The following is a 23,588-nucleotide window of genomic DNA, read 5'->3' on the forward strand; positions in this document are numbered from 1 at the left end:
ATGCTCCGTCATCTTAGGGTGACAATCTACCCAGATTGTCTGCGCAAGGTCAAATAACAGGCCGATTCAGAAGATGTATTTCCCTCACTACTCCGGCACCGGCTTGTTATGTAACTTACTTACAGCTTTGACCCCCTTTGCTGCCCTTTTCAGAGGCAGAAGCGACGAACCAGATGCTGCAATACCGCAGTGGTGGGCTTGACGAAGGAGAGATCCAGATACTCGTCAGGCTGATGCGCCTGGGTGATATGGCCAGGCCCCATCACTATGGTCTCGCAGCCAAGCTGCTGGATAAAAGGGGCCTCGGTGCAGTAGTTGACCGACTCGGCCGCGCGACCGCTCGCCTTCTCCGCTTCGCGCACCAGCACAGAGTCGTCGGCACAGGCATAGGCGGGAATGGGCTCATGTAGGTGTTGCAGATGCAGGCAGCCGGGTTGGTGAATTTCGATGGGAGAGAGCGCCTCTTTGAGCATCCCCATCAGCTCGTCTGGCCCCACCTGCGGAGTGGGTCGCAGGTCGATATGCAGCTCGCAGCAACCGCAGATGCGGTTCGGGCTGTCACCGCCCTGAATGTAACCGAGGTTCAAGGTCGGCTGCGGCACGGCAAAGCGGTGGTCGGCATAGCGATCTTTCAGATCCTGCTGCAAGCGCAGCACCTGCCCCATCGCCTTGTGCATGATCTCCATGGCGTTGACGCCGTTGGCGGGATCCGAGCTGTGACCGCTCTTGCCGGTAATGCGGATCGCCTCCGACATATGCCCCTTGTGGGCCACCACAGGCACCAGCCCGGTCGGCTCGCCAATCACCGCGTAGTCGGGTTTGAGTTCGGCTGCCGCAGCGATGGCGCGGGCCCCCGCCATGGTGGTCTCTTCATCGGCAGTGGCGAGGATGCGCAGGGGCTTGTTGAGCGTCTTGAGGTCGATCTCCTTGAGCGCCTCGACGATAAAGGCGAAGAAGCCCTTCATATCGATGGTACCGAGGCCATAGAGGCGGTTGCCCTCTTCGGTTACCTTGAAGGGGTCCTTGCTCCAGCCCCCCTCATCAAACGGCACCGTATCGGTGTGGCCCGCCAGCAGCAGGCCGCCCTCGCCTTGGCCGATCGTTGCCACCAGATTGAACTTGCCCGGCAGATCGGGGAGCGCCGTTACCTCGCACTGAAAACCGAGCTGACCGAACCAGTCAGCCAGCAGCCGGATCACCGCCTCATTGCTCTGGTCCCACTTGGGATCCGTGCTGCTGATAGAGGGAATCGCAATAATATTCTTATAAAGTGAAAAAAAATCCAGATTGGCCATCAGCTCCTCCTTGCGTCCCCGGAATGTTTCTGTTAGAAAATACAAATGCAAAGTGAGTGCATTAATATTCTGTAATTTTACCTGAATATCTGGCTCATCAACAAAGGCTTCTAGTTGTAAGGGAAAGTTAATGTTCTGTCACCTGATCTATAACCGACGACACACACCCGCCTGAATTGCCCCTCCGCACTTGTGCAAAGGGGCGATCGAACACCCTTGTGCACCGCAGCACCATGCTGTGAATCTCGAACTCTGACTTGGAATATTCAACATGCTTAACACCGTTATCGTCGGTGCCAGTGGCTACGCGGGAGCCGAACTGGCCGCACTGGTACAGAACCATCCACAACTCAAACTGTTCGGCCTCTATGTCTCCGCCGGCAGTCAGGATGCCCACAAGCGCTTCTCTTCCCTGCATCCCCAGTGGGTCGGTGCCCTCGATCAGCCGCTGCTGCCACTGGACGAGGATGGCATGACCCGGATCCTGACCCAGGCCGATCTGGTGCTGCTGGCCACCGCCCATGAGGTAAGCGCCACGCTTGCCCCCAAGTTTCTCGCCAAGGGGCTGCCGGTGTTCGATCTCTCCGGCGCCTTCCGGGTCAAGGATCAGGGCTTCTACGACAGCTTCTACGGCTTCACCCACCAGAGCGAACAGTGGCTGGATCAGGCCGCCTACGGTCTGGCCGAGTGGAATGCCGATGCCATCGCCAGCGCCCAGCTGGTAGCCGTGCCCGGTTGCTACCCGACCGCCTCCCTCTGCGCGCTCAAGCCGCTGCAGCAGGATAGCCTGATTGCCAAGGGTTGGCAGCCCATCATCAACGCCGTCTCCGGGGTCTCCGGCGCCGGGCGCAAGGCCGCCATCAACACCAGCTTCTGCGAAGTGAGCCTCAACCCCTACGGCACCTTCAATCACAGACACCAGCCGGAGATCAGCCATCACCTCGGCAAGGAGGTGCTGTTCCAGCCCCACCTTGGCAACTATGTGCGCGGCATTCTGGCCACCATCTATGTGCAGCTGGCGGACGGCGTCACCCCCACCCAGGTGGATCAGGCCTTCCTCAAGGCCTACGAAGGCAAACCGCTGGTGCGCCTCACCGGCCAGATGCCCTCCATTCGCGGCGTAGCGGGCACCCCTTACTGCGACATCGCCTGGCAACAGCAGGGCAACATGCTGGTGGTGGTCTCTGCCATCGACAACCTGCTCAAGGGCGCCGCCTCGCAAGCCATGCAGTGCATAAATATCAAATTTGGATTTGAACCGGCCACCGGCCTGATTTAAGGACTTAGGAAGGATCTCGAACATGGACAAACAGACGTTGGTAATCAAGCTGGGCGGCGCCCTTATCGAAAACGACGAGGCGCTGACCGCCCTGTTCGCCACCCTCAAAACCTTTCTCGACGATCAGCACCGTCCGCTGGTGCTGGTGCATGGCGGTGGCTGTCTGGTGGATGACCTGCTCAAGGGGCTGGGTCTCACCTCCACCAAGAAGAACGGCCTGCGGGTAACCCCCTTCGAACAGATCCCCTTCATTGCCGGAGCGCTGGCGGGCACTGCCAACAAGCAGATGATGGCCAAGGCGATCGCCACCGGTATTCCGGCGGTGGGGCTCTGTCTGGCGGATGGCGGCCTCTGTCAGGTGACCCAGCTCGACCCGGATCTCGGCGCCGTCGGCGAGTGCAAGCCGGGCAACCCGGCACTGGTAGCAGGCATCCTAGGTCAGGGCTTCCTGCCGGTGGTGAGCTCCATCGGCATCACAGCCGAGGGGCAACTGATGAACGTCAACGCGGATCAGGCGGCCACCGCCATTGCCGAGGCGCTCGGTGCCGATCTGGTGATGCTCTCCGATGTGAGCGGCATCCTGGATGGCAAGGGCAAGCTGGTGCCCCAGCTCGACAAGCTGACCGCGCTGGATCTGATGGAGAAAGGGGTGATCCGCGACGGTATGGCGGTCAAGGTAGAAGCGGCCCTGCACGCCGCCGAGACCCTAGGCAAGCCGGTCTGTGTCGCCAGCTGGCGTTACCCGGATCAGCTGCTCAAGCTGCTGGCTGGCGGCGCGGTCGGCACCCAAGTGGCCATTTGATCTCCACCGGAACAAGGAACATCCGATGCAACATCTTCTGAAAGACAGTGATCTGAACAAAGCCCAGATCGAAGCGCTGATTGCGCTGGGCAAAGCGGTCAAGGCCGACCCGAAGAAGTACAGCCAAGCGCTGGCCGGCAAGAGCGTGGTCACATTGTTCGAGAAGCCCTCCCTGCGTACCCGGGTCACCTTCGACATCGGCATCGCCAAACTGGGCGGCCACAGTGTCTATCTGGATCAGCAGAACGGCGCACTGGGCAAGCGGGAGTCGGTGAAGGATTTCGCCGCCAACCTGTCCCGCTGGTGTGATGCCATCGTCGCCCGGGTATTCGATCACCAGACCCTGGTCGAGCTGGCAGAGCACGGCACAGTGCCGGTGGTGAACAGCCTGTGCAACCTCTACCACCCCTGTCAGGGGCTGGCCGACTTTATGACCATTGCCGAGCACTACGACGACCTGTCGAAGGTGAAGCTTGCCTACCTCGGTGATGGCAACAACGTCAGCCACTCTCTGCTGCTGCTGGGGGCCACCCTCGGCACCGACGTCACCCTGATCTGCCCGAAAGGCCACGGCCCGGATACCCAGATCTTCCTGCAGGCGCAGGCACTGGCGGCCAAGTCGGGGGCGACCATCCACATCAGCGACGACGTGGCGGATATCGAAGGGTTCGATGTGGCCTACACCGATACCTGGGTCTCCATGGGCGACAACACCCCGATGGAGCAGGTCACCGAGCTCTTTATGCCTTACCAGATCAACCAGGCCCTGCTCGACCGGACCGGCATCCAGCACGTGCTGCACTGCCAACCGGCCCACCGGGAGCTGGAGATCACCTCGCAGGTGATGGATGGCCCCGCCTCCCTCATCATGGACGAGGCCGAAAACCGGATGCATATCCAGAACGCCGTACTGTTGACCCTGCTTGGGCACAAATAACGGCAACCGACCCCAAATAACACCCTTTTATCGAATCATCATGGAGAGAAGTAAATGAGCGGAATCAACAAGATCGTACTGGCTTACTCGGGCGGACTGGATACCTCGGCCATCATTCCCTGGCTGAAGGAAAACTATGATGCGGAGATCATCGCCTTCGTCGCCGACGTGGGTCAGGAGCGCGACGATCTGGAAGGGATCGAGCAGAAGGCCATCGCCTCCGGCGCCACCAAGTGCATCATCAAGGATCTGCGCGAAGAGTTCGTCAAAGAGTACGTCTACCCGACCCTGAAGACCGGCGCCGTCTATGAGGGCACCTATCTGTTGGGTACCTCCATGGCCCGTCCGGTGATCGCCAAGGCGATGGTCGAGGCCGCGCTGGCGGAAGGGGCCGATGCCATCTCCCACGGTTGCACCGGCAAGGGCAACGATCAGGTGCGTTTCGAAGGCGCGGTAGCCGCGCTGGCACCCCAGCTGAAAGTGATCGCCCCGTGGCGGATCTGGGACATGCGCTCCCGGGAAGATCTGCTCTCCTATCTGGAGACCCGCAACATCCCCTGCAAGGCGACCCTTAAGAAGATCTACAGCCGCGACGCCAACGCCTGGCACATCTCCACCGAGGGTGGCGAGCTGGAGAGCACCTGGAACGAGCCCTCCGAAGCGGTCTGGCAGTGGACAGTACCGGCCGAGCAGGCACCGGATCAGCCAGAGTACGTCAAGCTGACCGTGGCGCAGGGTGAAGTGGTGGCCGTTGACGACCAGCCGCTCAGCCCGCACCAGATCCTGATGACCCTGAACGAGCGTGCCGGCAAGCACGGCGTGGGCCGCATCGACATCACCGAAAACCGGATGGTGGGGATGAAGTCCCGCGGCTGCTACGAGACCCCGGGCGGTACCGTGATGGTCGCCGCGCTGCGCGCGGTGGAAGAGCTGGTACTGGATCGCCCGACCCGCGCCTGGCGGGAAAAGCTGGGTGCCGAGTTCTCCCATCTGGTCTATGACGGTCGCTGGTTCACCCCGCTGTGCAAGGCGATCCTCGCCTCTGCCAACGCCATCGCCGAAGATCTGGACGGTGAAGTGGTGCTGAAGATGTACAAGGGTCAGGTCACTGCGGTGCAGAAGAAGTCGCCGAACAGCCTCTACTCCGAAGACTTCGCCACCTTCGGCGCCGACGAAGTGTACGACCAGAGCCATGCCGAAGGCTTTATCCGTCTCTACACCCTGGCCAGCCGGATCCGCGCCATGAAGGAGCAGCATCAGGCCATCGGTGGCGACCATACCCACGGTTAGGCAAGCGAGATAACCCGTTGATTCCGTTGAGGGGGCATGGCCCCCTCTTCTACAGGCAGAGGGCATAGCCCCTGACCCATCATCAGCGGGTGTGACAAGAGCGGCAGCACCTCGGCCGCTTCTGTGAGATAACAGACTCGCAGAAAAACAGGGCACGATTTCAAGCTCGGTGGCCAGGGTGCCACCGACAACGCATTCAAGGAGAGCAGTATGGCACTTTGGGGTGGACGCTTCAGTCAGGGAGCCGATAGCCGGTTCAAGCAGTTCAACGATTCGCTGCGGTTCGATTACCGACTGGCGGAGCAGGATATTCAGGGCTCCATGGCCTGGGCCAAGGCGCTGGTGAAAGTCGGCGTGTTGACCGCCGATGAGCAGGGAAAACTGCAACAGGCGATGGAGGTACTGCTCGCCTCGGTGCAGCAGGATCCGCAGCAGATCCTGAGTTCGGATGCCGAAGATATCCACTCCTGGGTCGAGAGCGCGCTTATCACCGCCGTCGGCGATCTCGGCAAAAAGCTGCACACCGGCCGCTCGCGCAACGATCAGGTCGCCACCGACCTGAAACTCTGGTGCAAGGCGCAGGGCGAGCTGCTGCTCGGCTCCATCACCGCCCTGCAGCAGGGGCTGGTCGCCTCCGCCCGTGCCAATCAGGCCGCCGTGCTGCCCGGTTACACCCACCTGCAGCGGGCCCAGCCGGTCACCTACGCCCACTGGGCGCTGGCCTATGTGGAGATGCTGGAGCGGGACTACTCCCGGCTGCAGGATGCCCTCAAGCGCCTCGACACTAGCCCGCTCGGCTGTGGCGCGCTGGCGGGCACCGCCTACGCCATCGACCGCGAAGCCTTGGCGCTCGACATGGGCTTTAGTGGCGCCACCCGCAACAGTCTGGACTCGGTCTCCGATCGGGATCACGTAGTGGAACTGATGCACGTAGCGTCCCTCTCCATGACCCATCTGTCGCGCTTTGCCGAAGACCTTATCTTCTACAACACCGGCGAGGCTGGGTTTGTCGAGCTCTCCGATGCGGTCACTTCCGGCTCGTCGCTGATGCCGCAGAAGAAGAACCCGGATGCGCTGGAGCTGATCCGTGGCAAGACCGGCCGGGTGGTCGGCGCCCAGATGGGCATGCTGATGAGCCTCAAGGCGCTGCCGCTGGCCTACAACAAGGACATGCAGGAAGACAAGGAGGGACTGTTCGATGCCCTCGACACCTGGCACGACTGCCTCGATATGGCGGCGCTGGTGCTGATCGATCTGAAAGTGAATGGCGAGCGCACCATGGCAGCGGCGCAAGGCGGCTACGCCAACGCCACCGAGCTGGCGGACTATCTGGTGGCCAAGGGGATTCCGTTCCGTGAAGCGCACCATATCGTCGGCGAAACCGTGGTATTCGCCATCAGCGTGGGCCGCCCACTGGAGGAGCTCTCCATCGGCGAGTTCCAGCGCTTCAGCCCGGTGATCGAGTTCGACGTCTACCCCAATCTGGAGCTGGAAGCGACCCTCGCCAAACGGGTTGCCAAAGGCGGCGTCGCCCGCGAACAGGTTGAGGCAGCCCTGACTGCCGCCGAAACCTGGCTGGCCAAACGGGCGGGTTAAGCCAACCGGCTTGTCATTCGAATAAGAAAGCAAAACGGCAACCTCGGTTGCCGTTTTTTATTGCCCGCCATCGTTCACGCGCTGGCATTGAGCAGTTTGCCCACTCCCTCCCCCTTGCCATTGGGCAGGGTCTGTTTAAAAGCGCCGAGCAGCTGATCGAGGTTGAGATTGCTGGCACCGAGGGAATCCTTGAGGGTATTGAGCTCGCTTTGCAGCGCATCAAAGCGGGTGCTCTGGGTGCCGCTCGCCAGCTGGTTGCGGGCGCTATCGATGGCGGCAGAGAGGGATTGGCCACCATTCTCCTTCCCCAAGGTCTGCATCAGCTCACCCATAAAATGGTTGATGGCCGAGCGATTCTGTTCGCTATCGGCATCCTTGATGCCGAGTCGCTGGAACAGGCTCTGGACAGTTGGAGCAAGGTGTTCCTCCTGCACGGCAGGCTGCACAGGCTCGGGTTTACTACTGCTGCTAAGCAACTGGCTGCCCAGCTTGAGGGCGATAGAGGCAAGGGGAAGCAGGGTACTGATCATGATATCTCTCCGCGACAACGACCCTTGATGGTGTTGCCAGGAGGAGTGCATAAGCGGGGCCAGAATTTAGTGAACAGCACAGGGCGAAACCAACTCATTGAGTCACCGAATGATTTGAATCGCCGCCTTGTGTTCTGGCATTGCAACTGAGGTCATCACAAGAGAGCCGGGCGGCCAGCGGCTGCCGCTGCAGATCGAAGCGGCAAAGGGGCATTGCCGCAGCAAACCGGAGGCGGCAGGGCTCCTCTTCGCTATATGCCGCTACATGCCTGCCATTCCCTCGATTACGTCATTTTTCATTCATGAAACTTATAGCTATTAAGATCATGTAAATTTTCTTATCTAACATGTTCGCGCAAGATGGCTCTCAAACCGGATTTGCCGTCACCGCTATGCTGGCCGGCAGCCGCCTTCTCCCTGCCTTTTTCGTTTATGGAGTCGCTATGTCCCTGATCACCCCCCATATCTCCCCCGAAGTCAGCCAGTTGGCTCCCGGCTTTCGCGCTTTGAGCATCACGGTGCAGGCCGCCGCCGTGGTCGACCCGAACGTGGGGGCTCGCGCCCTTGATGAAGCCTGCACCGCCATGATGACCGCCGATGTGCCGTGGGCAGAGGCGCATCTCGCCGCCTGGGGCGATCTGTTCAGAAAATTTGGCGCCAAGCCGCAGCGGACTCCCTGTTCCGCCGAGGCTCTGAGAAAGCGGGTCGCCCGCGATGGCAACCTGCCGGCCATCGATCCCGTAGTCGATCTCTACAACGCCATCAGCATTCGCTACGCCATTCCGGTGGGGGGCGAAAACCTGCTCGCCTATGAGGGGTTGCCGCGACTGGTGGTGGCCGATGGCAGCGAGCAGTTCGATACCATGAAGGGGGGCGAACCCGCACACGAATCTCCGGAACCCGGCGAGGTGGTCTGGCGGGATGACAAGGGGGTGACCTGTCGGCGCTGGAACTGGCGGCAGGGTGTGCGCACCCGATTGAGTGTCGATTCGGGCCAGATGTGGTTCATTCTGGAGAGCCTGCCCGAGATGCCGCTGGCTGCGCTGCATGAGGCGGGGGAAAAACTGATTGCCGGGCTGCGGGAGATGATGCCGGAAGCAGTGATCTCGCAGAGCCTGATCGGCCATAACGAATAGGCGATTTTCGTCAGCAGGATACAGAGAGGGGCGCTGCGGCGCCCCTCTCTCTTTTCACTCTGCTCAGCCCAGCAGCATATAAAGCTGATGCGCTGCCACCCCGGCGCACAAGCCGCCGACCGTGTGGGCGACAATGGCGCGGGAGGTGAGGTGGCGATAGCCGAGGGCATCGAGCATGGCGGTGTGGGTGCTCAAAAAGCCGCTCCAGCACATCCCCATGGCGGTAAACACTGCCACCTCGTTGCCGGTGATCCATCCCTTGGCAATAAAGGGGGGCACCAGCGACATGGCGGCACCGACCGCACCGAGCGAGGTAGCCGGGAAAGCGACCAGCTCCGGCTGCTGGAAGCCAAACAGCAGGTCAAACAGCCAGCTTACCTTGGCGGCCAGCACCGGCAGCAGGGCAACCCCCTGAAACGCTTCGCCGGTATAGCCCTTCTCCCCCGGACCGAAGGTGAGCAGCATGACGAAGGTGCTGATGATCAGCACACCCGGGATCACCGCCATCCCCAGCTCCACGCCGGATTTGCCGCCATCGAGCAACGAGTTGAGGATCCGCAGCCAGCCCGGCGCGGCCTCCTTGCTGACCCCGACCTTGTGCCCCTTGGCATCAGCCGGCTCATCATCCAGCACCTCGCCCACCAGCGGGCGGATCATCCGCTGCATCAGTCGGGTAGAGACCACCGAGCCAACCAGAGCGCCGAGCAGCCCGATCAGCGCCGCGCTGGCGGTAGACTCCCCGCCCGGCAGCTGCAGGGTGGCCATAAAGGTCACCACGATCAGGCCCATGCCGAAGGCGGTACCGAAGTTGGTCAGAGACACCAGTTGCCAGGGGGTGAAGCCCTTGCGAAAGCGGCTGTCCTTGGCAAGGCTGATCACCGCCGGGTTATCGGAGAAGAAGGTCATCAGCGCCGCCAGCGCGGTGCGCCCCGGCAAGCGGAACACCGGCTTCATCAGGGGTGCCAGCAGCACCTCCAGCAGGCGGATCACCCCGAATTCGCTCAGCAGCTGGCTGAGCGCGCCGGAAAGTACGGTGATCCCCATGATGAAGAGCACGGTATTGAGCAGCAGCTGGTGAGCGGTATTGAACAGGGTGTTGACCATGGCGGAGAGGCCCATCTGGCTGCCGAGATAACCAAACAGGCAGCCCAGGATCAGCAGCACCAGCACGGGCTCAAGCCACTCGCGGATGGTGGCCAGTCGCCCCTTTGAGTCTATAACTACTTGATTTTCCATATCTATCCTGCCGTCATTCTGTGCGTGTGTGATTGTTGTTATGGTAAAAAAACGGTGTTGAACCAAAGAAAAAAAGCCCTTGTCTTGCGACAAGGGCTTTTCGGTTTGGCTCCTCCTGCTGGGCTCGAACCAGCGACCTGCGGATTAACAGTCCGTCGCTCTACCGACTGAGCTAAGGAGGAATTATTAGTGGTGCCCAGAGACGGAATCGAACCGCCGACACGGGGATTTTCAATCCCCTGCTCTACCGACTGAGCTATCTGGGCAAATGGTGCCGGCTACCGGAATCGAACTGGTGACCTACTGATTACAAGTCAGTTGCTCTACCTACTGAGCTAAGCCGGCACACTTTAAACCATTGTGCATGAACAAATTTTTTATTTCATGGCACCAAAATTTGGTGCCCAGAGACGGAATCGAACCGCCGACACGGGGATTTTCAATCCCCTGCTCTACCGACTGAGCTATCTGGGCGTGGGCGCTATTAAACGGATTTTAAGGCGGATGGTCAACGGGAAATTTTACTTTTTGTCTCGTTCGTCTCTTTTTTGCTCAACATCACCCATTTTTCCCACTTCCTCGCCACTGGCACACCCTTTTCGCCGCCAGACTCTGGGTTCTTCCCCCTTGAGCAGGCGGGAGATGTTCTCGTGATGGCGGATCAGGATAAGGCAGGAGAGCAGCGAGACTGGCAGGGTGTATTCGGGTTTGAGCAGGTAGGTAAAGAGTGGCGTGAGCAGCACGGTAATGATGGAGGCCAGCGACGAATAGCCGCTCACCAGCAGCACCAGCAACCAGGTGCCAATGACAGCCCCCCCCATGGTGAAGCCGAGCGGCATCATGGTGCCCAGCGCCGTCGCCACCCCCTTGCCACCGCGAAAATGAAAGAAGATGGGGTACATGTGGCCAAGACAGGCGGCCACCCCGATAAAGCCGAGGTAGACCGGCTTTATCTGCAGATACCAGGCGAGATAGACAGGCGCCGTACCCTTGAGCACATCGAGCAACAGCACCACCAGCGCCGCCAGCCGGCCACCGAGACGCAGCACATTGGTTGCCCCCGGATTGTGGGAGCCATGATCCCGCGGGTCGGGCAGACCGCTGCAGCGGGAGACCAGCACAGCACTGGATAGTGAACCACCCAGGTAGGCCAGAATAATCATCAAAATCGTCAGGGCCGTCATCTTGGTCGTTTTTACCACGATATGAATGGGGTATGATGCGGACCACAACGCTGGCATGGGCCCATACCCACCCAGAGCGCCTCGGCAAGCCTGTTGCCCGGCCAGCATCCCTGCGCTGTCATCACAGCCCATCAAGAGTAAAGAAGAAGTACAGTCATGGACAAGGTGTTTATTCGCGGACTCGAGGTTTTGACCACCATAGGTGTATATGAGTGGGAGAAAGGCATTCGCCAGAAGCTCCGTTTTGACCTCGAGATGGGGTTCGACAACCGCCCCGCCGCTGCAACCGACGACATCAATCTGGCACTGGATTATGCCGACCTCTCCAACAAGATCTGCGAGCATGTCACCGGCAAGGTAGTCGAGCTGGTCGAGACCATGGCCGAACAGGTCGCCATGCTGGTGCTCGCTGACGAGCGGGTGCAGTGGGTCAAGGTAACCCTCACCAAGCCGGGTGCCGTGCCCAATGCCGCCGGTGTCGGCGTCGAGATCCTGCGCCACCGTACCCCGGCGGCGAGCAGCAACTGATGACTACTATCTATATCAGCCTTGGCTCCAACATCGAGCGGGAGCGCCATATCCGTGCCGGGCTCGATGCCCTGCACGCCGAGTTTGGCGAGCTGCGGGTCTCCCGGGTATTCGAGAGCGAGGCGGTGGGCTTCAATGGCCGTCCCTTCTACAACCTTGTTGCCGCTGCCGAGACCGACCTGCCGCTGGTTGCCGTCTGCCAGCTGCTGCGCGAGATGGAGTTCGCCCACGGTCGCGAGCCGGATGCCAAGAAGTTCGCCCCGCGCACCCTGGATCTCGACCTGCTGCTCTATGGCGATCTGGTCTGCGAGACGCCGCTGGTGCTGCCGCGCGGCGAGATCCTCACCAACGCCTTCGTGCTCTGGCCGCTGGCCGAGCTGGCGCCCAGGCTGCGCCACCCAATCGATGGCCGCACCATGGGCGAGCTGTGGGAGTGCTACAACAAGGCCTCCCAGCAGCTGTGCCCCATTCCCTTTCACTGGGAAGCGCGGGAGCTGCTGCACCACTGATCGAAAAGGGCACCTCGCGGTGCCCTTTTCGTTGATGTGACTTCTTATCCTGTTCTTTCTTATCCTCTGGCCTGAGCCGAAGTCGTGCCACCGTCTCGCGCCAGCTGAGCGAAGATCAGCGCCGCCAGCATGGAGAGCAAGCCAACACAGAGATAGGTAAGGTGGAACCCTGCCAGCCACTGGCCGTTGGCGGCCGATGTGCCCGCCGAGAAGAGCCCCAGCAGGCTGGCGGCAATCGCGACCCCCAAACTCATGGAGAGCTGCATTACCACCGAGAGCAGCCCGTTGCCGCTACTGGCCAAGGTCGGGCTCAAATCCTGCAAGGTCAGGGTATTCATTGCGGAGAACTGCAGCGAGTTGATGGCGCCGAAGATCGCCAGCCAGCCCAGCAGCACGCCGTAGGGAAGCTGGTTGTCGATAAAGTAGAAGCTGGCGATCATGGCGCCGAGCAACAGGGTGTTGCCAATCAGGATCCGGCGATAACCCACTCTGGGGATGAGCTTGTTCACCAACGTCTTGGTCAGCATGGCGCCGAGCACCGTCGGGATCATGGTCATCCCCGCCTTGCTCGGGGAGAAGCCGAGTCCCAGTTGCAGAAAGAGCGGGGTGAGGAACGGCATGGCACCGCTGCCAAGACGGGCAAACAGGTTGCCCCAAACCCCGATGGCGAAGGTGGCGGTCTTGAACAGTTTCAGGCTGAAGAGCGGCTGCTCCGCATTGGCGGCATAGAGCCAGTAGCTCGCCATCGCCGCCAACCCGAAGATGAGGGCAAACAGCGCCCAGCCGGTGGAGATACTGTGCTCCCCCAGCCCCTGCAAACCGACCGACACCAGCACCATGCCGAGACTGAACAGCACGAAGCCCTGCCAGTCAAAACGGGCGGTCGCCTGACGCAGATCGGGCATGAAGTACCAGCTCGCCATAAAGCCGATCATCCCCACCGGCAGGTTGATGAGAAAGACCCAGTGCCAGCTCGCCACCTCGACCAGCCAGCCACCCAGCGCCGGCCCCATCAGCGGGCCGAGCAGCCCGGGAATGGTGACGAACGACATCACCCGCAGCAGCTCCCGCTTGTCATAGACCCGCAGCACCGCCAGTCGCCCGACCGGCATCAGCAGCGCGCCGCCAACCCCCTGCAGCACCCGGGCAGCCACCAGCATCGAGAGCGAGCCGGAGGCGGCACAGGCCAGCGAACCGAGAGTGAACAGCGAAATCGCCGCCAGATAGATGCGACGGGTACCGAACCTGTCCGCCAGCCAGCCGGAGGCCGGGATAAGCAGGGCCACCGTCAACATGTAGGCGATCACTACCGACTGCATCTGCAGCGGACTCTCCCCCAGTGTCTCGGCCATGCTGGGCAGGGCGGTATTGAGAATGGTGCCATCCAGCGACTGCATGAAAAAGCCGACTGCCGCCAGCATGGGCAGCCACTTGCGCTGGGCCGGGGTCACCCCGAGTGAAACTTCCGCCATAACAGACCACCTCCACTTCAGGAATAAAAAGACCCGCTCTCGTTGTTACGGGCGGGTCATGTCAAACATCAGGCATCCGGCTGGCCAAGCATGGCCTTGAGCTGCTCTTCGAGGCTGGGCTCGGGAGCCTTGAGCGTATCAAGGAACAGCCGCTCTATCCCCGCCTTGTCCTGAGTTTTCACGATAAACACCAGCCGGGACTGGGCCTTGCCCTCCGGCCACTCACCCAATGCCTGCAGCGGATAGAGCTGGCCGTGGACACCGTGGATCACCACCGGCTGGCTTTCACCCTCCAGCTGCAAGATCCCCTTGAGCCGCAGCAGGGCATCGCCATATTGGGCCTGCACCGCATCGATGGCAGCCAGCAGACGGGATGGCTTGAGCGGCTCGCCGATGCGAAGAGAGAAACTCTCGATGTTGCCGTGCTCGAAGTGGGTGGGCGCCGCGGTGCCCACCTTGGCGGCGAACGGCTGCATCTTGGGTTGCATCGGTGACGCCAGCCCCTGCTTGGGGGATTCGGTGCGCAGCCAGGCCAGCAGCTGGCGCACATCGCGCCCGGCTGCTTCGTTGTAAGCACCGAGCTTCTCCAGCACCGCTGGCGAGAGCTCGCCATTGGTCACCAGCTGGATAGGCGCCGCCGGATTGAGGGCCGCCAGCTGGGTTTCAACCCGCGCCAGCTGCTCGCCATCCACCAGATCGCCCTTGCTCACCACCAGCAGATCCGCCAGCGCCACCTGCTTCACCGCCTCATACTGGGCCGCCAGCTGCTGCTCGATATGACCGGCATCCACCACGGTGACGGTGCCATCGAAGCGGTAGCGCTGGGCGATAAAGCCCTCTTCGCGCAGGGTAAAGAGCACGGGGGCCGGATCGGCGAGGCCAGTGGTCTCGATAATCAGCCGCTTGAACGGTTTGATCTTGCGCTGGATGGCCTTCATAAACAGCCCCTGCAGCGCCTCCACCAGAGAGCCCTGCACCGAGCAGCAGATGCAGCCGGAGTCGAGCAGCATCACCTGCTCATCCACCTGTTGCACCAGATGGTGATCCAGCCCCACCGAGCCGAATTCGTTGATCAGCACCGCGCACTCGCCGAGCTCCGGCTGCTTGACCCAGTGGTTGAGCAAGGTGGTCTTGCCGCTACCGAGAAAGCCGGTCAGCAGGGTCACTGGGATCCTGGAGTCTTGCATATCGGTCATATCGATGACTTCCCTCTGGTCGGCAGAGTGATGAGTGCGCGGGTATCTTGCATATCGGTCATGTCAGATCCTTACCGGTTGGCAAACAGGTCGCTGAGCCAGCGGTTTTCAAAGCGGCCGTGGGGGTCGAGCTCGGCTTTCAACGCCACGAAGTCGTTCCAGCGTGGCAGCAGGGCCGGGAAGTCGTAGAGATCCATCGCCAGATGTTTGCCGAAATGGGGAATGCCGCCAAGCGGCACCAGCAATTGCTGCAGCTCGCGCATCTGCTCCATGGAGCCGTTGACGAAGGTGCCGTCCGCCGCCAGATAGACCAGAAAACCGATCCAGCAGACCGACTGGCCGTAAGCGGCACTGAGCCACGCCTCGGAGGGGCCAGTGCAGCGCAGGATAAAGGGGTAGTGCAACACGCCGGGGTTGGCCTGCTGCCACGCTTGCAGAGTCTCCAGCGCCTCGTTCATGCGATGAAGCGGCACCGCCACTTCGCAATTGATCTGGGGCGCCGGGATCCCCTTGCAGAGGATCTGGTAGACATTGCCCACCAGATCGGAGGCATCCTTGAAGCGGCGCACCGTCTCGAAGTGCTCGCCGGCCAGCGCCTCATCCTTGGTGTCCTTCGCCATCTTCTGCAGGGTGGCATCAATGGTGGCGTTCATGCGGGCGTCGATATCGCCATCCAGCAGCAGCGGCTCGCTGCCACCGGCGCGGTAGCGGGCCACCTCCTCATCGGAGGCGGGATCCACCAACCAGATGTGGCTCTCGCCAGTCCAGGCAAACCACCAGCTCTTCACGAAGCCGTGCTCGCGGTTGAGCCGCTCGTTGTGCTCCAGGAGGAAGGGGTAGTCGGTGGTGAACTTGGTACAGCGCATGATGCGGTTGGGCACGGTACGCAGGGTGACATCGAGCAGGATGCCGAGCATGCCCATGCCCATGACGAAGGCACCGAAGCGCGGATCGGCGCGATCGACCCGGATAATCTCGCCGCTTGCCAGCATCACCGTCATCGCCTCCACCGCATCGCAGAGGGCAGACTGGTGCAGCCCCTGACCGTGGGTGCCGGTGCTGAGCGCACCACCCAGGGTCTGGATACCGATAACGCCGGGGGATGCGGGCAGCATCCGCTCCATGGCGATCAGCTCGGCATAAACGATATCGAGGGGAGTCCCTGCCTGATAGGTCACGGTATCGGCGGTTTTCGCCAGCTGACCGCGCAGGTGGTGCAAATCCACCAGCAGCGCCTGACTGCCCTCGGCATAGACGCTGTGAATGGGCTCGAAGGAGAGGCCGGAGCCGATAAGGCGCAGCTTGCGCTCGGGGTGTTCCCGCAGCAGCGCTTGCAGCTCGTCGCGGTTTTTTGGGCGCCACACCTGATCCAGCGCACCGAGGGGATTGGTTCTCGACCAGTTGAACAGCACCTCCCGATTTCCAATCGCCTTGATGCTGTGAAATGCCTGGAACTGAACCGTCATACCGCGCCTCATCTTTTACTGACGTCAAAATGAGCGCTGATTCTACCGAAAAGCGGGCGCCAAGGCATGGAAAACAAGACCCTGCCAATCTGGTGGAATTGGCCTCATTCACGCTATCGCCGCATTGTCGGAATCATTTGGTACTTGTCGGCAAGCACCTCAGACGGTACCCGGGATATCGCCCGCCAGCGAGGTGCCCGACTCTTCCTGCTCCTTTGGCAACAGCTCGTCGCAGAACTGGCGCAGCGGCATGGGACGGGCAAACAGGAAGCCCTGCAGATAGTCGACCCCCTTGCTTCTGAGGTAGTCAGCCTGCCTGCTGGTTTCTACCCCCTCCGCCACCAGCGCCAACCCGAGGCGAGTCGCCAGATCGATCACATTGTCCACGATATGCTCCGAGAGCGACTCGGTGCCGATACGGGCGATAAAGGACTGGTCGATCTTGAGGTAGTCGACATGGAACTGCTGCAGATAGATCAGGCTGGAGTGGCCAGTCCCGAAATCGTCGATGGCCAGCTTGACCCCCATCTCGTCCAGCTGACGGAACAGGGAGAGAGTCTTGGGATCCGCCACCAGCAGCTCACGCTCGGTCAGCTCCAGCACCAGTACCACCTTGTCGGGGGCAAAGTGATCGAGGAAGAGCCGGCACTCCTGCAGCAGGGCAAAGTCGTGACAGTGGGCGGCGCTGATATTGAAACTGATATGAAAACCATCGGGCAAAGAGCGTTGCACCCAGCTCAGCTGAGCTGCCACGTTGCGCATCATCTGACTGGTCATGGGGACGATCAGCCCCGACTCCTCCGCCTGTGGAATAAAGAGATCGGGGCGGATCACCCCTTCGGTAGCATGGTTCCAGCGCATCAGCACTTCGGCCCCCACCATCCGCCGGGTGTCGCTGGCCACCAGCGGCTGCAGATAGGGGACAAACTCTTTCGCCCGCAGCGCCCGGCGCAGCTCATCCATCGGCGATCCCGGCCGCCCCAGCGCCCACCACACCAGCAGGGAGAGCAACAGGGATGCGCCAGCCAGCGACAGTAGCGCCGCCTGGCGAGCCTCCCACAGCGAACGCCAGTAGAGCGGCATGGTATAGCCGGCATAGATAGTGAAGGGGTAACGCTGGGAGGAGAGTTCAAGGCTGGTACTGTGGTGCAATCTGGGCAGGCGTTCGAGATAGCGACCCGACTCGCTGAGCCAGGCCGAACCGACCTGCAGGAATAGCTCGCTCGGCTTGCCGCTCAGGGAGAGCATGAAGCTGAGCTGGGTACTGTCGATGGCGCTCAGGGCCGCATCAGCCCCCTGTTCGAGACGCACCACCAGCAGCGGGTGATTCTTGCGTACCCGGTTGCCGCTCATCAAAAGCAGCTTGCGCCCGGTGTAGATAGTACCGTCGTCTGCATCATTGGCCTCGCCAAACAGCGAGGTACAGTTGATCACCCCATCGCGCACCAGATTGACCGAACGCAGAAACGGTTCGAGCGCAACCGTCTTTCTCAGGATCAGCAGGTTCTGAGCACAGGGAGCATTGACCAGCGGCAACACCTCCCGGTTGGCCTCCTCGGCCCTGTCCAGCATCTCCTCCAGCAGCAGCCTCGCCTTGTGCGCCGAATCGCGAGAATCAGATTTCAGATCCTGCACATAAGTGCTGTGAATGATCCAGCTGCCCACCAGAAGCGGCAGGGAAAATACCAACAGGGCACTGCCAACACGCAGCCTGGTTCGGGAGAGATCGATCCGGAATAGAAACATAGAGAGCCACGCCACAGTTGGTCAGAGCCGCCCGCAGGCAGACATCCACGTCATACCGACCAACACAGGGATCTCCCGACTGGTCATAACCAAACAACATAACGCAAAGCACTTATAAAACGAACAGCGAAAACAGTGGTTGGATCACAGCCCGCAGCAACAAGCGTCGAAAGAGGCTCAAGAATAGAAAGCCGCAAAATAGAAATGCCGCGTATTACGCGGCATTTCTCGTTACAGCTGTGCAGTGAGGCGTTAAACCGCCTGCTGCAGGATCACCGCATCGGCCTTCTTGGTATAAGAAGCGATCTCGTTGAAGTTGAGGTAGCGGTAAGTATCTGCCGCAGTGGCATCGAGCGCCTTGGCGTATTGCAGGTACTCTGCCACGGTCGGGATCTTGCCGAGGATGGCGGCAACGGCTGCCAGCTCCGCAGAGGCCAGATAGACGTTGGCCCCTTTACCCAGACGGTTCGGGAAGTTACGGGTAGAGGTGGAGACCACGGAGGCCCCTTCCGCGACCCGCGCCTGGTTGCCCATGCACAGGGAGCAGCCCGGGATCTCGATGCGGGCACCGACCCGGCCGAAGATGCCGTAGTAGCCCTCTTCGGTCAGCTGATCCTTGTCCATCTTGGTGGGTGGTGCGATCCACATGCGGGTCGGCAGCTCGCCCTGATACTTCTCGAGCAGTTTGCCGGCGGCACGGAAGTGGCCGATGTTGGTCATACAGGAACCGATGAACACCTCGTCGATCTTGTCGCCAGCCACGTCGCTTAGCAGACGGGCATCGTCCGGATCGTTCGGCGCACACAGGATCGGCTCCTTGATGGTGGCCAGATCGATCTCGATGATTTCGGCGTACTCGGCATCCTTGTCCGCTTCCATCAGGGTCGGGTTGGCCAGCCACTCTTCCATCCCCTTGATGCGGCGGGTGATGGTGCGTGGGTCGCCGTAACCTTCGGAGAGCATCCATTTGAGCATCACAATGTTGGACTTCAGATACTCGATGATCGGCTCTTTATCCAGCTTGATGGTGCAACCGGCGGCGGAACGCTCGGCACTGGCGTCAGCCAGTTCGAACGCCTGCTCCACTTTCAGGGTCGGCAGACCTTCGATCTCGAGGATGCGGCCGGAGAAGATGTTCTTCTTGCCCGCTTTCTCGACGGTCAGCAACCCTTTCTGGATGGCGGCGTAGGGGATGGCATGAACCAGATCACGCAGGGTGATGCCCGGTTGCAGCTCGCCCTTGAAGCGCACCAGCACGGATTCCGGCATGTCCAGCGGCATCACGCCGGTGGCAGCGGCGAAGGCCACCAGACCGGAGCCCGCCGGGAAGGAGATACCGATGGGGAAACGGGTGTGGGAGTCACCACCGGTACCCACGGTATCCGGCAGCAGCATGCGGTTCAGCCAGGAGTGGATGACACCGTCGCCCGGACGCAAGCTCACACCGCCGCGGTTCATGATGAAGTCCGGCAGGGTGTGGTGGGTCTGTACGTCGATGGGCTTGGGATAGGCCGCAGTGTGGCAGAAGGACTGCATGGTCAGATCGGCGGAGAAGCCGAGGCAGGCCAGATCTTTCAGCTCGTCGCGGGTCATCGGGCCCGTGGTGTCCTGGGAGCCAACCGTGGTCATCTTGGGCTCGCAGTAGGTGCCCGGACGAATGCCCTTCACGCCGCACGCCTTGCCTACCATCTTCTGGGCCAGAGTAAAGCCTTTGCCGGTATCGGCCACCGGCTGCGGACGGCGGAACACGGTGGAGAAAGGCAGACCCAGCGCTTCGCGGGCCTTGTCAGTCAGGCCGCGACCGATGATCAGCGGAATGCGGCCACCGGCGCGCACTTCGTCGATCAGTACGTCGGTTTTCAATTCAAACTGCGCCAGCACCTGCTCGGTACCGTGCTTGCAGATCTTGCCGGCAAACGGGTAGATGTCGATCACATCTCCCATCGCAAGTGCAGAGACATCCACTTCGATGGGCAGGGCGCCGGCATCTTCCATGGTGTTGAAGAAGATAGGGGCAATCTTGCCACCCAGACAGACACCGCCAGCGCGCTTGTTCGGCACGAACGGAATGTCGTCGCCCATGAACCAGAGCACCGAGTTGGTGGCGGATTTACGGGAAGAGCCGGTACCGACCACATCGCCCACATAGGCCAGCGGGAAGCCTTTCTCTTTCAGGGCATCAATGGTCTTGATGGGGCCGACGGCGCCATCCTTGTCCGGGGTAATGCCGGGACGGGCGTTTTTCAGCATCGCCAGGGCGTGCAATGGAATATCCGGGCGGGACCAGGCATCCGGCGCCGGCGACAGGTCGTCGGTGTTGGTTTCGCCGGTTACCTTGAACACGGTGACGGTGATCTTCTCGGCCAGTTCCGGGCGGGAGAGGAACCACTCGGCGTCGGCCCAGGATTGCATCACCTGCTTGGCGTGGGCATTGCCCGCCTTGGCCTTCTCCTCCACGTCATGGAAGGAGTCAAACATCAACAGGGTGTGGGAGAGGCCCTTGGCGGCAAGAGGAGCCAGGGTCGCATCGTCCAGCAGGTCGATCAGCGGCTGAATGTTGTAACCACCCTGCATGGTGCCTAGCAGTTCAACGGCTTCGGCGGCAGTCAGGATGGGAGAGTGGGCTTCGCCCTTGGCGACGGCGGTGAGGAAACCGGCTTTGACATAGGCCGCTTCATCAACACCAGGGGGAATTCGGGAGGACAACAGCTCTTTCAGAAAATCTTGTTCGCCAGCGGGCGGGTTCTTGAGCAGCTCGACCAGGGCGGCGACCTGCTCTGCATCCAGAGGTTTGGCAACCACGCCCTCGGCAGCACGTTCTGCGACGTGTTTACGGTATGTTTCAAGCACGACTAATTCCTCTTTGGTCTTTTTTTGGGGTTCGCCCACGCTCGCGGCGATCGTCCTTGCGGGACACCCCGTAGGGTGCTCCCCACTATATAAGTTTTAACGACCAATTAAAATCCAAACCCTGTTAACCAATTCAACACAAAACCGTAACCAATTAAACAAACTGGTATTTTTTGAAAATTAAATGCCTGTCATAGCTTCGAGTTAACAAATTGGCATCATTTTCCCATTATTGGAACGTAGTGCCCAATTGCAGATAGAAGACGCCATTCCCCTCCTCCGCCATGCCGTAGCCAAGGAACACCGGGCCAAGGAAGCTCTCGACCCCCACATAGACGGAGCCGGCAGTGAAGGAGCTGTCAAAGCTGATATCTTCGCCCTTGTCCCAAACCCCGCCCTGCTCGAGGGAGCCTCCCAGATAGAGCGGCATCTTGAGAGCACCGAAGTCGTTGTCTGCCACCCGGTAGATGTAGCGCAACCCGCCAAACAGGCTGTAGCGACCACTCAGCTGATAACGCTGGAAGCCGGAAAGACGGAACAGCCCTCCCAGATCCTGGATATAGAGCGGCAGCGCCTCCTGACTGCTGGATCCGCCGCCCTCCAGCATCAGGTTGAGGCTGTGACGACCCCACGACCAGGGCTTGATCATGGAGAAGTTGTAGTTCCACCCCTCATCGCGGCTACTCTGCTCCAGCTCTCCCCCGGTCAGATCGACATGGGAATAACCCAGCTTCATATCCCACTTCTCGCCCGAGTAGGGGAAATAGAGGCTATCCAGGGTATCGTGCTCAAAACGGATAAAGGGCCCCCAGGCGGTGGCATCCACACTGGTATTCTTGAAGTTTTTCAGATCGATATTGCCCACCCTTCCCTCAAGCCCCGTGTAGATGCGGCTCCATGGCTGGCTGTTCCAGCCAACGGCCAGATCGGAACTGAAGAAGGAGTAGTCGCTGTCGAGATAGTTGAATGTATCCGGCTCGGAGCTGAAGATGCGGCGCTGGGTCTTGTCATAAGCCAGGCTTGCCTCGCCAAAGAAGGTCTGGGAGGGCTCCAGCGGGGTATAGAAGTCGGTCTTGATATGTTTCGCCGTGCCAAGCGACGCTTCGGTCAGCCACTCCCCGCCCCAGTTGTTGACGTTGGTGAGGGTATAGGACATGCCGACGTTGTAGTTGGAGGTGTTCTCGAAATCGTCGGAGAAACCGAACTGGAAGTTGAGGTAACCCGGCCCCCAGTTCTTCTCGCTGGCATCGACCACCAGCACGTTCTCGCCATCGCGCTCATCCACCTCGTAGGTGATGCGATCGAACGACTCCAGTGCATAGAGGCGGCGAATGCCCGCCTCCAGACTCTCGTTGGTCTGGATCTTGTCCGGTCGCACATCCAGCATGGCGCGCACCGTCTCGTCGGAGAGGCGCGACTTGTTGATGATCTCCACCTTGTCGATGTAGTAAGCGGGCAAGCCGCTGCGTTCGGCACGGCGACTCAGCTTGCGGTTGCGGTACTCGTTGTAGCGCTCCTTGCTCAGGGAGAGCTTGTCGAGCTCCAGCGACACCTTCTCGGCCGCCGCCTCGCCTATCTTGATCCCCTCCGGCATGCGGGCGAAGTCAGCAATCCCCATGTCGCCAAACTCGGGGGTGAGCAGGATATCCCTGGGCCCCAGCAGCGCCTTCTGCTTGTCGGTGCCGACCTGGGTCATGTAGGTAGTGAGCTGGTCGATCATGGCAAGGCCCGATTTGAGGGACTCACGGGTGCGCAGCCTGGCACTGATATCCACCGCGATCACCACATCGGCTCCCATCGCCTTGGCCACGTCCACCGGCATGTTGTTGACCGTACCGCCATCAGCCAGAATCCGGCCATCCCACTCCACCGGCTTGAGCGCCCCCGGAATGGACATGGAAGCCTGCATCGCCTTGGCCAGACTGCCGTGATCGAGCACGTAAGGGGTGACCGTCTCCATATCGGTTGCCATGGCACGATAAGGAATCGGCAGATCATCGAAGCTCTTCAGCGCCGGCAGGTTGGAGGTGGCTGTGCGCAGCAGGCTGGCCATAGATTGGCCCTGAAAGAAACCATCCGGCAGCTGAATGGTGTCGCCATTGACGCCGATATCGGTGCGCAGCTGATACTTCTCGGTCTGCTGCTTCTTGCGCAGGGAGAGCTCATCACGGCCCACCTTGTCCTGATAACCCTTGTTCCAGTCGATGGCCAGAGTGGTGCGCTCCACCTCCTCGGCGCTGAGCCCCATGGCGTACATGCCCGCCACATAAGAGCCCATGCTGGTGCCCACTATGATGTCGACCGGGATGCGCTTCTGCTCCAGCACCTTGAGGATACCGATATGGGCCGAGCCCTTCGCTCCGCCGCCACTGAGCACCAGTGCCACCTTGGGGCGGCCACCATCAGCGGCCTGCACCAGCAGCGGCATGGCCGCCAGCATAATCAAAAGCAGTCGGGTCCATCCCGCACGAATGCTGCGCATCATATTTTCCATCTTGTTCAGGAAGCCGGTCACCAGAGATGGCCTCTACTATAA

Annotated in this window: 18 protein-coding genes and 4 tRNA genes; 8 read left to right on the top strand and 14 right to left on the bottom strand. The window is 60.8% G+C overall.

The annotated features are described in order from the left end of the window. Positions 1-149: 149 nt before the first annotated feature. Positions 150-1,295: an acetylornithine deacetylase gene (gene argE, locus AACS24_RS12120; RefSeq protein ID WP_108570826.1), complete on the bottom strand. Its 1,146-nt coding sequence runs from the start codon at positions 1,293-1,295 to the stop codon at positions 150-152. A 271-nt stretch (positions 1,296-1,566) separates the two neighbouring features. Here argE and argC point away from each other — a divergent pair, with 271 nt between their 5' ends. From argC to argH, 5 genes are all read left to right on the top strand, one after another. Further along, positions 1,567-2,574: an N-acetyl-gamma-glutamyl-phosphate reductase gene (argC, locus tag AACS24_RS12125; RefSeq protein ID WP_108570827.1), complete on the top strand. Its 1,008-nt coding sequence runs from the start codon at positions 1,567-1,569 to the stop codon at positions 2,572-2,574. A gap of 22 nt (positions 2,575-2,596) precedes the next feature. Beyond that, the gene (gene argB, locus AACS24_RS12130) at positions 2,597-3,376 is read left to right on the top strand and encodes an acetylglutamate kinase (RefSeq protein ID WP_005336097.1); all 780 of its coding nucleotides are present in this window, start codon (positions 2,597-2,599) and stop codon (positions 3,374-3,376) included. Positions 3,377-3,401: 25 nt separating this feature from the next. Next, positions 3,402-4,313, top strand: coding sequence for an ornithine carbamoyltransferase (locus AACS24_RS12135; RefSeq protein WP_181364162.1), 912 nt, complete (start codon positions 3,402-3,404; stop codon positions 4,311-4,313). Positions 4,314-4,367: 54 nt separating this feature from the next. Then, on the top strand, positions 4,368-5,603 hold the full coding sequence (locus AACS24_RS12140) for an argininosuccinate synthase (RefSeq protein ID WP_108570829.1): 1,236 nt from the start codon (positions 4,368-4,370) through the stop codon (positions 5,601-5,603). 210 nt (positions 5,604-5,813) lie between these two features. Continuing rightward, complete coding sequence (argH, locus tag AACS24_RS12145) at positions 5,814-7,199, top strand: argininosuccinate lyase (RefSeq protein ID WP_108570830.1); 1,386 nt, start codon at positions 5,814-5,816, stop codon at positions 7,197-7,199. Between the two features lie 74 nt (positions 7,200-7,273). Here argH and AACS24_RS12150 read toward each other — a convergent pair whose 3' ends face one another. Then, positions 7,274-7,729, bottom strand: coding sequence for a hypothetical protein (locus tag AACS24_RS12150; protein WP_108570831.1), 456 nt, complete (start codon positions 7,727-7,729; stop codon positions 7,274-7,276). Between the two features lie 443 nt (positions 7,730-8,172). On the opposite strand from AACS24_RS12150, the gene AACS24_RS12155 reads away from it, so the two are divergent. Then, positions 8,173-8,865: a B3/B4 domain-containing protein gene (locus AACS24_RS12155; RefSeq protein WP_108570832.1), complete on the top strand. Its 693-nt coding sequence runs from the start codon at positions 8,173-8,175 to the stop codon at positions 8,863-8,865. Positions 8,866-8,928: 63 nt separating this feature from the next. Here the strand turns inward: AACS24_RS12155 and AACS24_RS12160 are convergent, their stop codons facing one another. From AACS24_RS12160 to plsY, 6 genes are all read right to left on the bottom strand, one after another. After that, on the bottom strand, positions 8,929-10,101 hold the full coding sequence (locus AACS24_RS12160; RefSeq protein WP_108570833.1) for a CD0519/CD1768 family membrane protein: 1,173 nt from the start codon (positions 10,099-10,101) through the stop codon (positions 8,929-8,931). 106 nt (positions 10,102-10,207) lie between these two features. Beyond that, positions 10,208-10,283 (bottom strand) — tRNA-Asn (locus tag AACS24_RS12165). Positions 10,284-10,291: 8 nt separating this feature from the next. Continuing rightward, positions 10,292-10,367 (bottom strand) — tRNA-Phe (locus AACS24_RS12170). 3 nt (positions 10,368-10,370) lie between these two features. Further along, positions 10,371-10,446: transfer RNA gene (locus AACS24_RS12175), tRNA-Thr, on the bottom strand. A 53-nt stretch (positions 10,447-10,499) separates the two neighbouring features. Beyond that, positions 10,500-10,575 (bottom strand) — tRNA-Phe (locus tag AACS24_RS12180). A gap of 47 nt (positions 10,576-10,622) precedes the next feature. Continuing rightward, entirely contained in the window at positions 10,623-11,285 is a 663-nt protein-coding gene (gene plsY / locus AACS24_RS12185; RefSeq protein ID WP_146181417.1) for a glycerol-3-phosphate 1-O-acyltransferase PlsY, read from the bottom strand. A gap of 156 nt (positions 11,286-11,441) precedes the next feature. Here plsY and folB point away from each other — a divergent pair, with 156 nt between their 5' ends. Both folB and folK read left to right on the top strand, forming a co-directional pair. Continuing rightward, complete coding sequence (gene folB, locus AACS24_RS12190; RefSeq protein WP_005356584.1) at positions 11,442-11,813, top strand: dihydroneopterin aldolase; 372 nt, start codon at positions 11,442-11,444, stop codon at positions 11,811-11,813. Next, complete coding sequence (gene folK / locus AACS24_RS12195; RefSeq protein ID WP_108570835.1) at positions 11,813-12,322, top strand: 2-amino-4-hydroxy-6-hydroxymethyldihydropteridine diphosphokinase; 510 nt, start codon at positions 11,813-11,815, stop codon at positions 12,320-12,322. Before folB ends, folK begins: the two co-directional genes overlap by 1 nt. Before the next feature lie 59 nt (positions 12,323-12,381). On the opposite strand, the gene mdtD is transcribed toward folK, so the two are convergent. The 6 genes from mdtD to AACS24_RS12225 form a co-directional block, all read right to left on the bottom strand. Beyond that, entirely contained in the window at positions 12,382-13,794 is a 1,413-nt protein-coding gene (gene mdtD / locus AACS24_RS12200) for a multidrug transporter subunit MdtD (protein ID WP_108570836.1), read from the bottom strand. A gap of 68 nt (positions 13,795-13,862) precedes the next feature. Then, on the bottom strand, positions 13,863-14,990 hold the full coding sequence (locus tag AACS24_RS12205) for a CobW family GTP-binding protein (RefSeq protein WP_181364163.1): 1,128 nt from the start codon (positions 14,988-14,990) through the stop codon (positions 13,863-13,865). Between the two features lie 71 nt (positions 14,991-15,061). After that, complete coding sequence (locus tag AACS24_RS12210) at positions 15,062-16,456, bottom strand: D-arabinono-1,4-lactone oxidase (RefSeq protein WP_108570837.1); 1,395 nt, start codon at positions 16,454-16,456, stop codon at positions 15,062-15,064. A 159-nt stretch (positions 16,457-16,615) separates the two neighbouring features. Further along, positions 16,616-18,202: an EAL domain-containing protein gene (locus AACS24_RS12215; RefSeq protein WP_108570838.1), complete on the bottom strand. Its 1,587-nt coding sequence runs from the start codon at positions 18,200-18,202 to the stop codon at positions 16,616-16,618. A 252-nt stretch (positions 18,203-18,454) separates the two neighbouring features. Beyond that, the gene (gene acnB, locus AACS24_RS12220; protein WP_108570839.1) at positions 18,455-21,052 is read right to left on the bottom strand and encodes a bifunctional aconitate hydratase 2/2-methylisocitrate dehydratase; all 2,598 of its coding nucleotides are present in this window, start codon (positions 21,050-21,052) and stop codon (positions 18,455-18,457) included. 229 nt (positions 21,053-21,281) lie between these two features. Next, positions 21,282-23,534 (bottom strand): patatin-like phospholipase family protein, encoded by a 2,253-nt coding sequence (locus tag AACS24_RS12225; RefSeq protein WP_108570917.1) that lies wholly within the window; start codon positions 23,532-23,534, stop codon positions 21,282-21,284. Positions 23,535-23,588 lie beyond the last annotated feature (54 nt).

Origin of the sequence: Aeromonas sp. HMWF016 (assembly GCF_963878195.1) — a bacterium.
GTDB lineage: Bacteria > Pseudomonadota > Gammaproteobacteria > Enterobacterales > Aeromonadaceae > Aeromonas > Aeromonas lacus.

What these genes read in the sequence shown, in the direction of transcription:
- argE (WP_108570826.1), bottom strand. Translation starts at nt 1,295, where the DNA reads ATGGCCAATCTGGATTTTTTTTCACTTTATAAGAATATTATTGCGATT.
- argC (WP_108570827.1), top strand. Translation starts at nt 1,567, where the DNA reads ATGCTTAACACCGTTATCGTCGGTGCCAGTGGCTACGCGGGAGCCGAA.
- argB (WP_005336097.1), top strand. Translation starts at nt 2,597, where the DNA reads ATGGACAAACAGACGTTGGTAATCAAGCTGGGCGGCGCCCTTATCGAA.
- AACS24_RS12135 (WP_181364162.1), top strand. Translation starts at nt 3,402, where the DNA reads ATGCAACATCTTCTGAAAGACAGTGATCTGAACAAAGCCCAGATCGAA.
- AACS24_RS12140 (WP_108570829.1), top strand. Translation starts at nt 4,368, where the DNA reads ATGAGCGGAATCAACAAGATCGTACTGGCTTACTCGGGCGGACTGGAT.
- argH (WP_108570830.1), top strand. Translation starts at nt 5,814, where the DNA reads ATGGCACTTTGGGGTGGACGCTTCAGTCAGGGAGCCGATAGCCGGTTC.
- AACS24_RS12150 (WP_108570831.1), bottom strand. Translation starts at nt 7,729, where the DNA reads ATGATCAGTACCCTGCTTCCCCTTGCCTCTATCGCCCTCAAGCTGGGC.
- AACS24_RS12155 (WP_108570832.1), top strand. Translation starts at nt 8,173, where the DNA reads ATGTCCCTGATCACCCCCCATATCTCCCCCGAAGTCAGCCAGTTGGCT.
- AACS24_RS12160 (WP_108570833.1), bottom strand. Translation starts at nt 10,101, where the DNA reads ATGGAAAATCAAGTAGTTATAGACTCAAAGGGGCGACTGGCCACCATC.
- plsY (WP_146181417.1), bottom strand. Translation starts at nt 11,285, where the DNA reads ATGACGGCCCTGACGATTTTGATGATTATTCTGGCCTACCTGGGTGGT.
- folB (WP_005356584.1), top strand. Translation starts at nt 11,442, where the DNA reads ATGGACAAGGTGTTTATTCGCGGACTCGAGGTTTTGACCACCATAGGT.
- folK (WP_108570835.1), top strand. Translation starts at nt 11,813, where the DNA reads ATGACTACTATCTATATCAGCCTTGGCTCCAACATCGAGCGGGAGCGC.
- mdtD (WP_108570836.1), bottom strand. Translation starts at nt 13,794, where the DNA reads ATGGCGGAAGTTTCACTCGGGGTGACCCCGGCCCAGCGCAAGTGGCTG.
- AACS24_RS12205 (WP_181364163.1), bottom strand. Translation starts at nt 14,990, where the DNA reads ATGACCGATATGCAAGACTCCAGGATCCCAGTGACCCTGCTGACCGGC.
- AACS24_RS12210 (WP_108570837.1), bottom strand. Translation starts at nt 16,456, where the DNA reads ATGACGGTTCAGTTCCAGGCATTTCACAGCATCAAGGCGATTGGAAAT.
- AACS24_RS12215 (WP_108570838.1), bottom strand. Translation starts at nt 18,202, where the DNA reads ATGTTTCTATTCCGGATCGATCTCTCCCGAACCAGGCTGCGTGTTGGC.
- AACS24_RS12225 (WP_108570917.1), bottom strand. Translation starts at nt 23,534, where the DNA reads ATGCGCAGCATTCGTGCGGGATGGACCCGACTGCTTTTGATTATGCTG.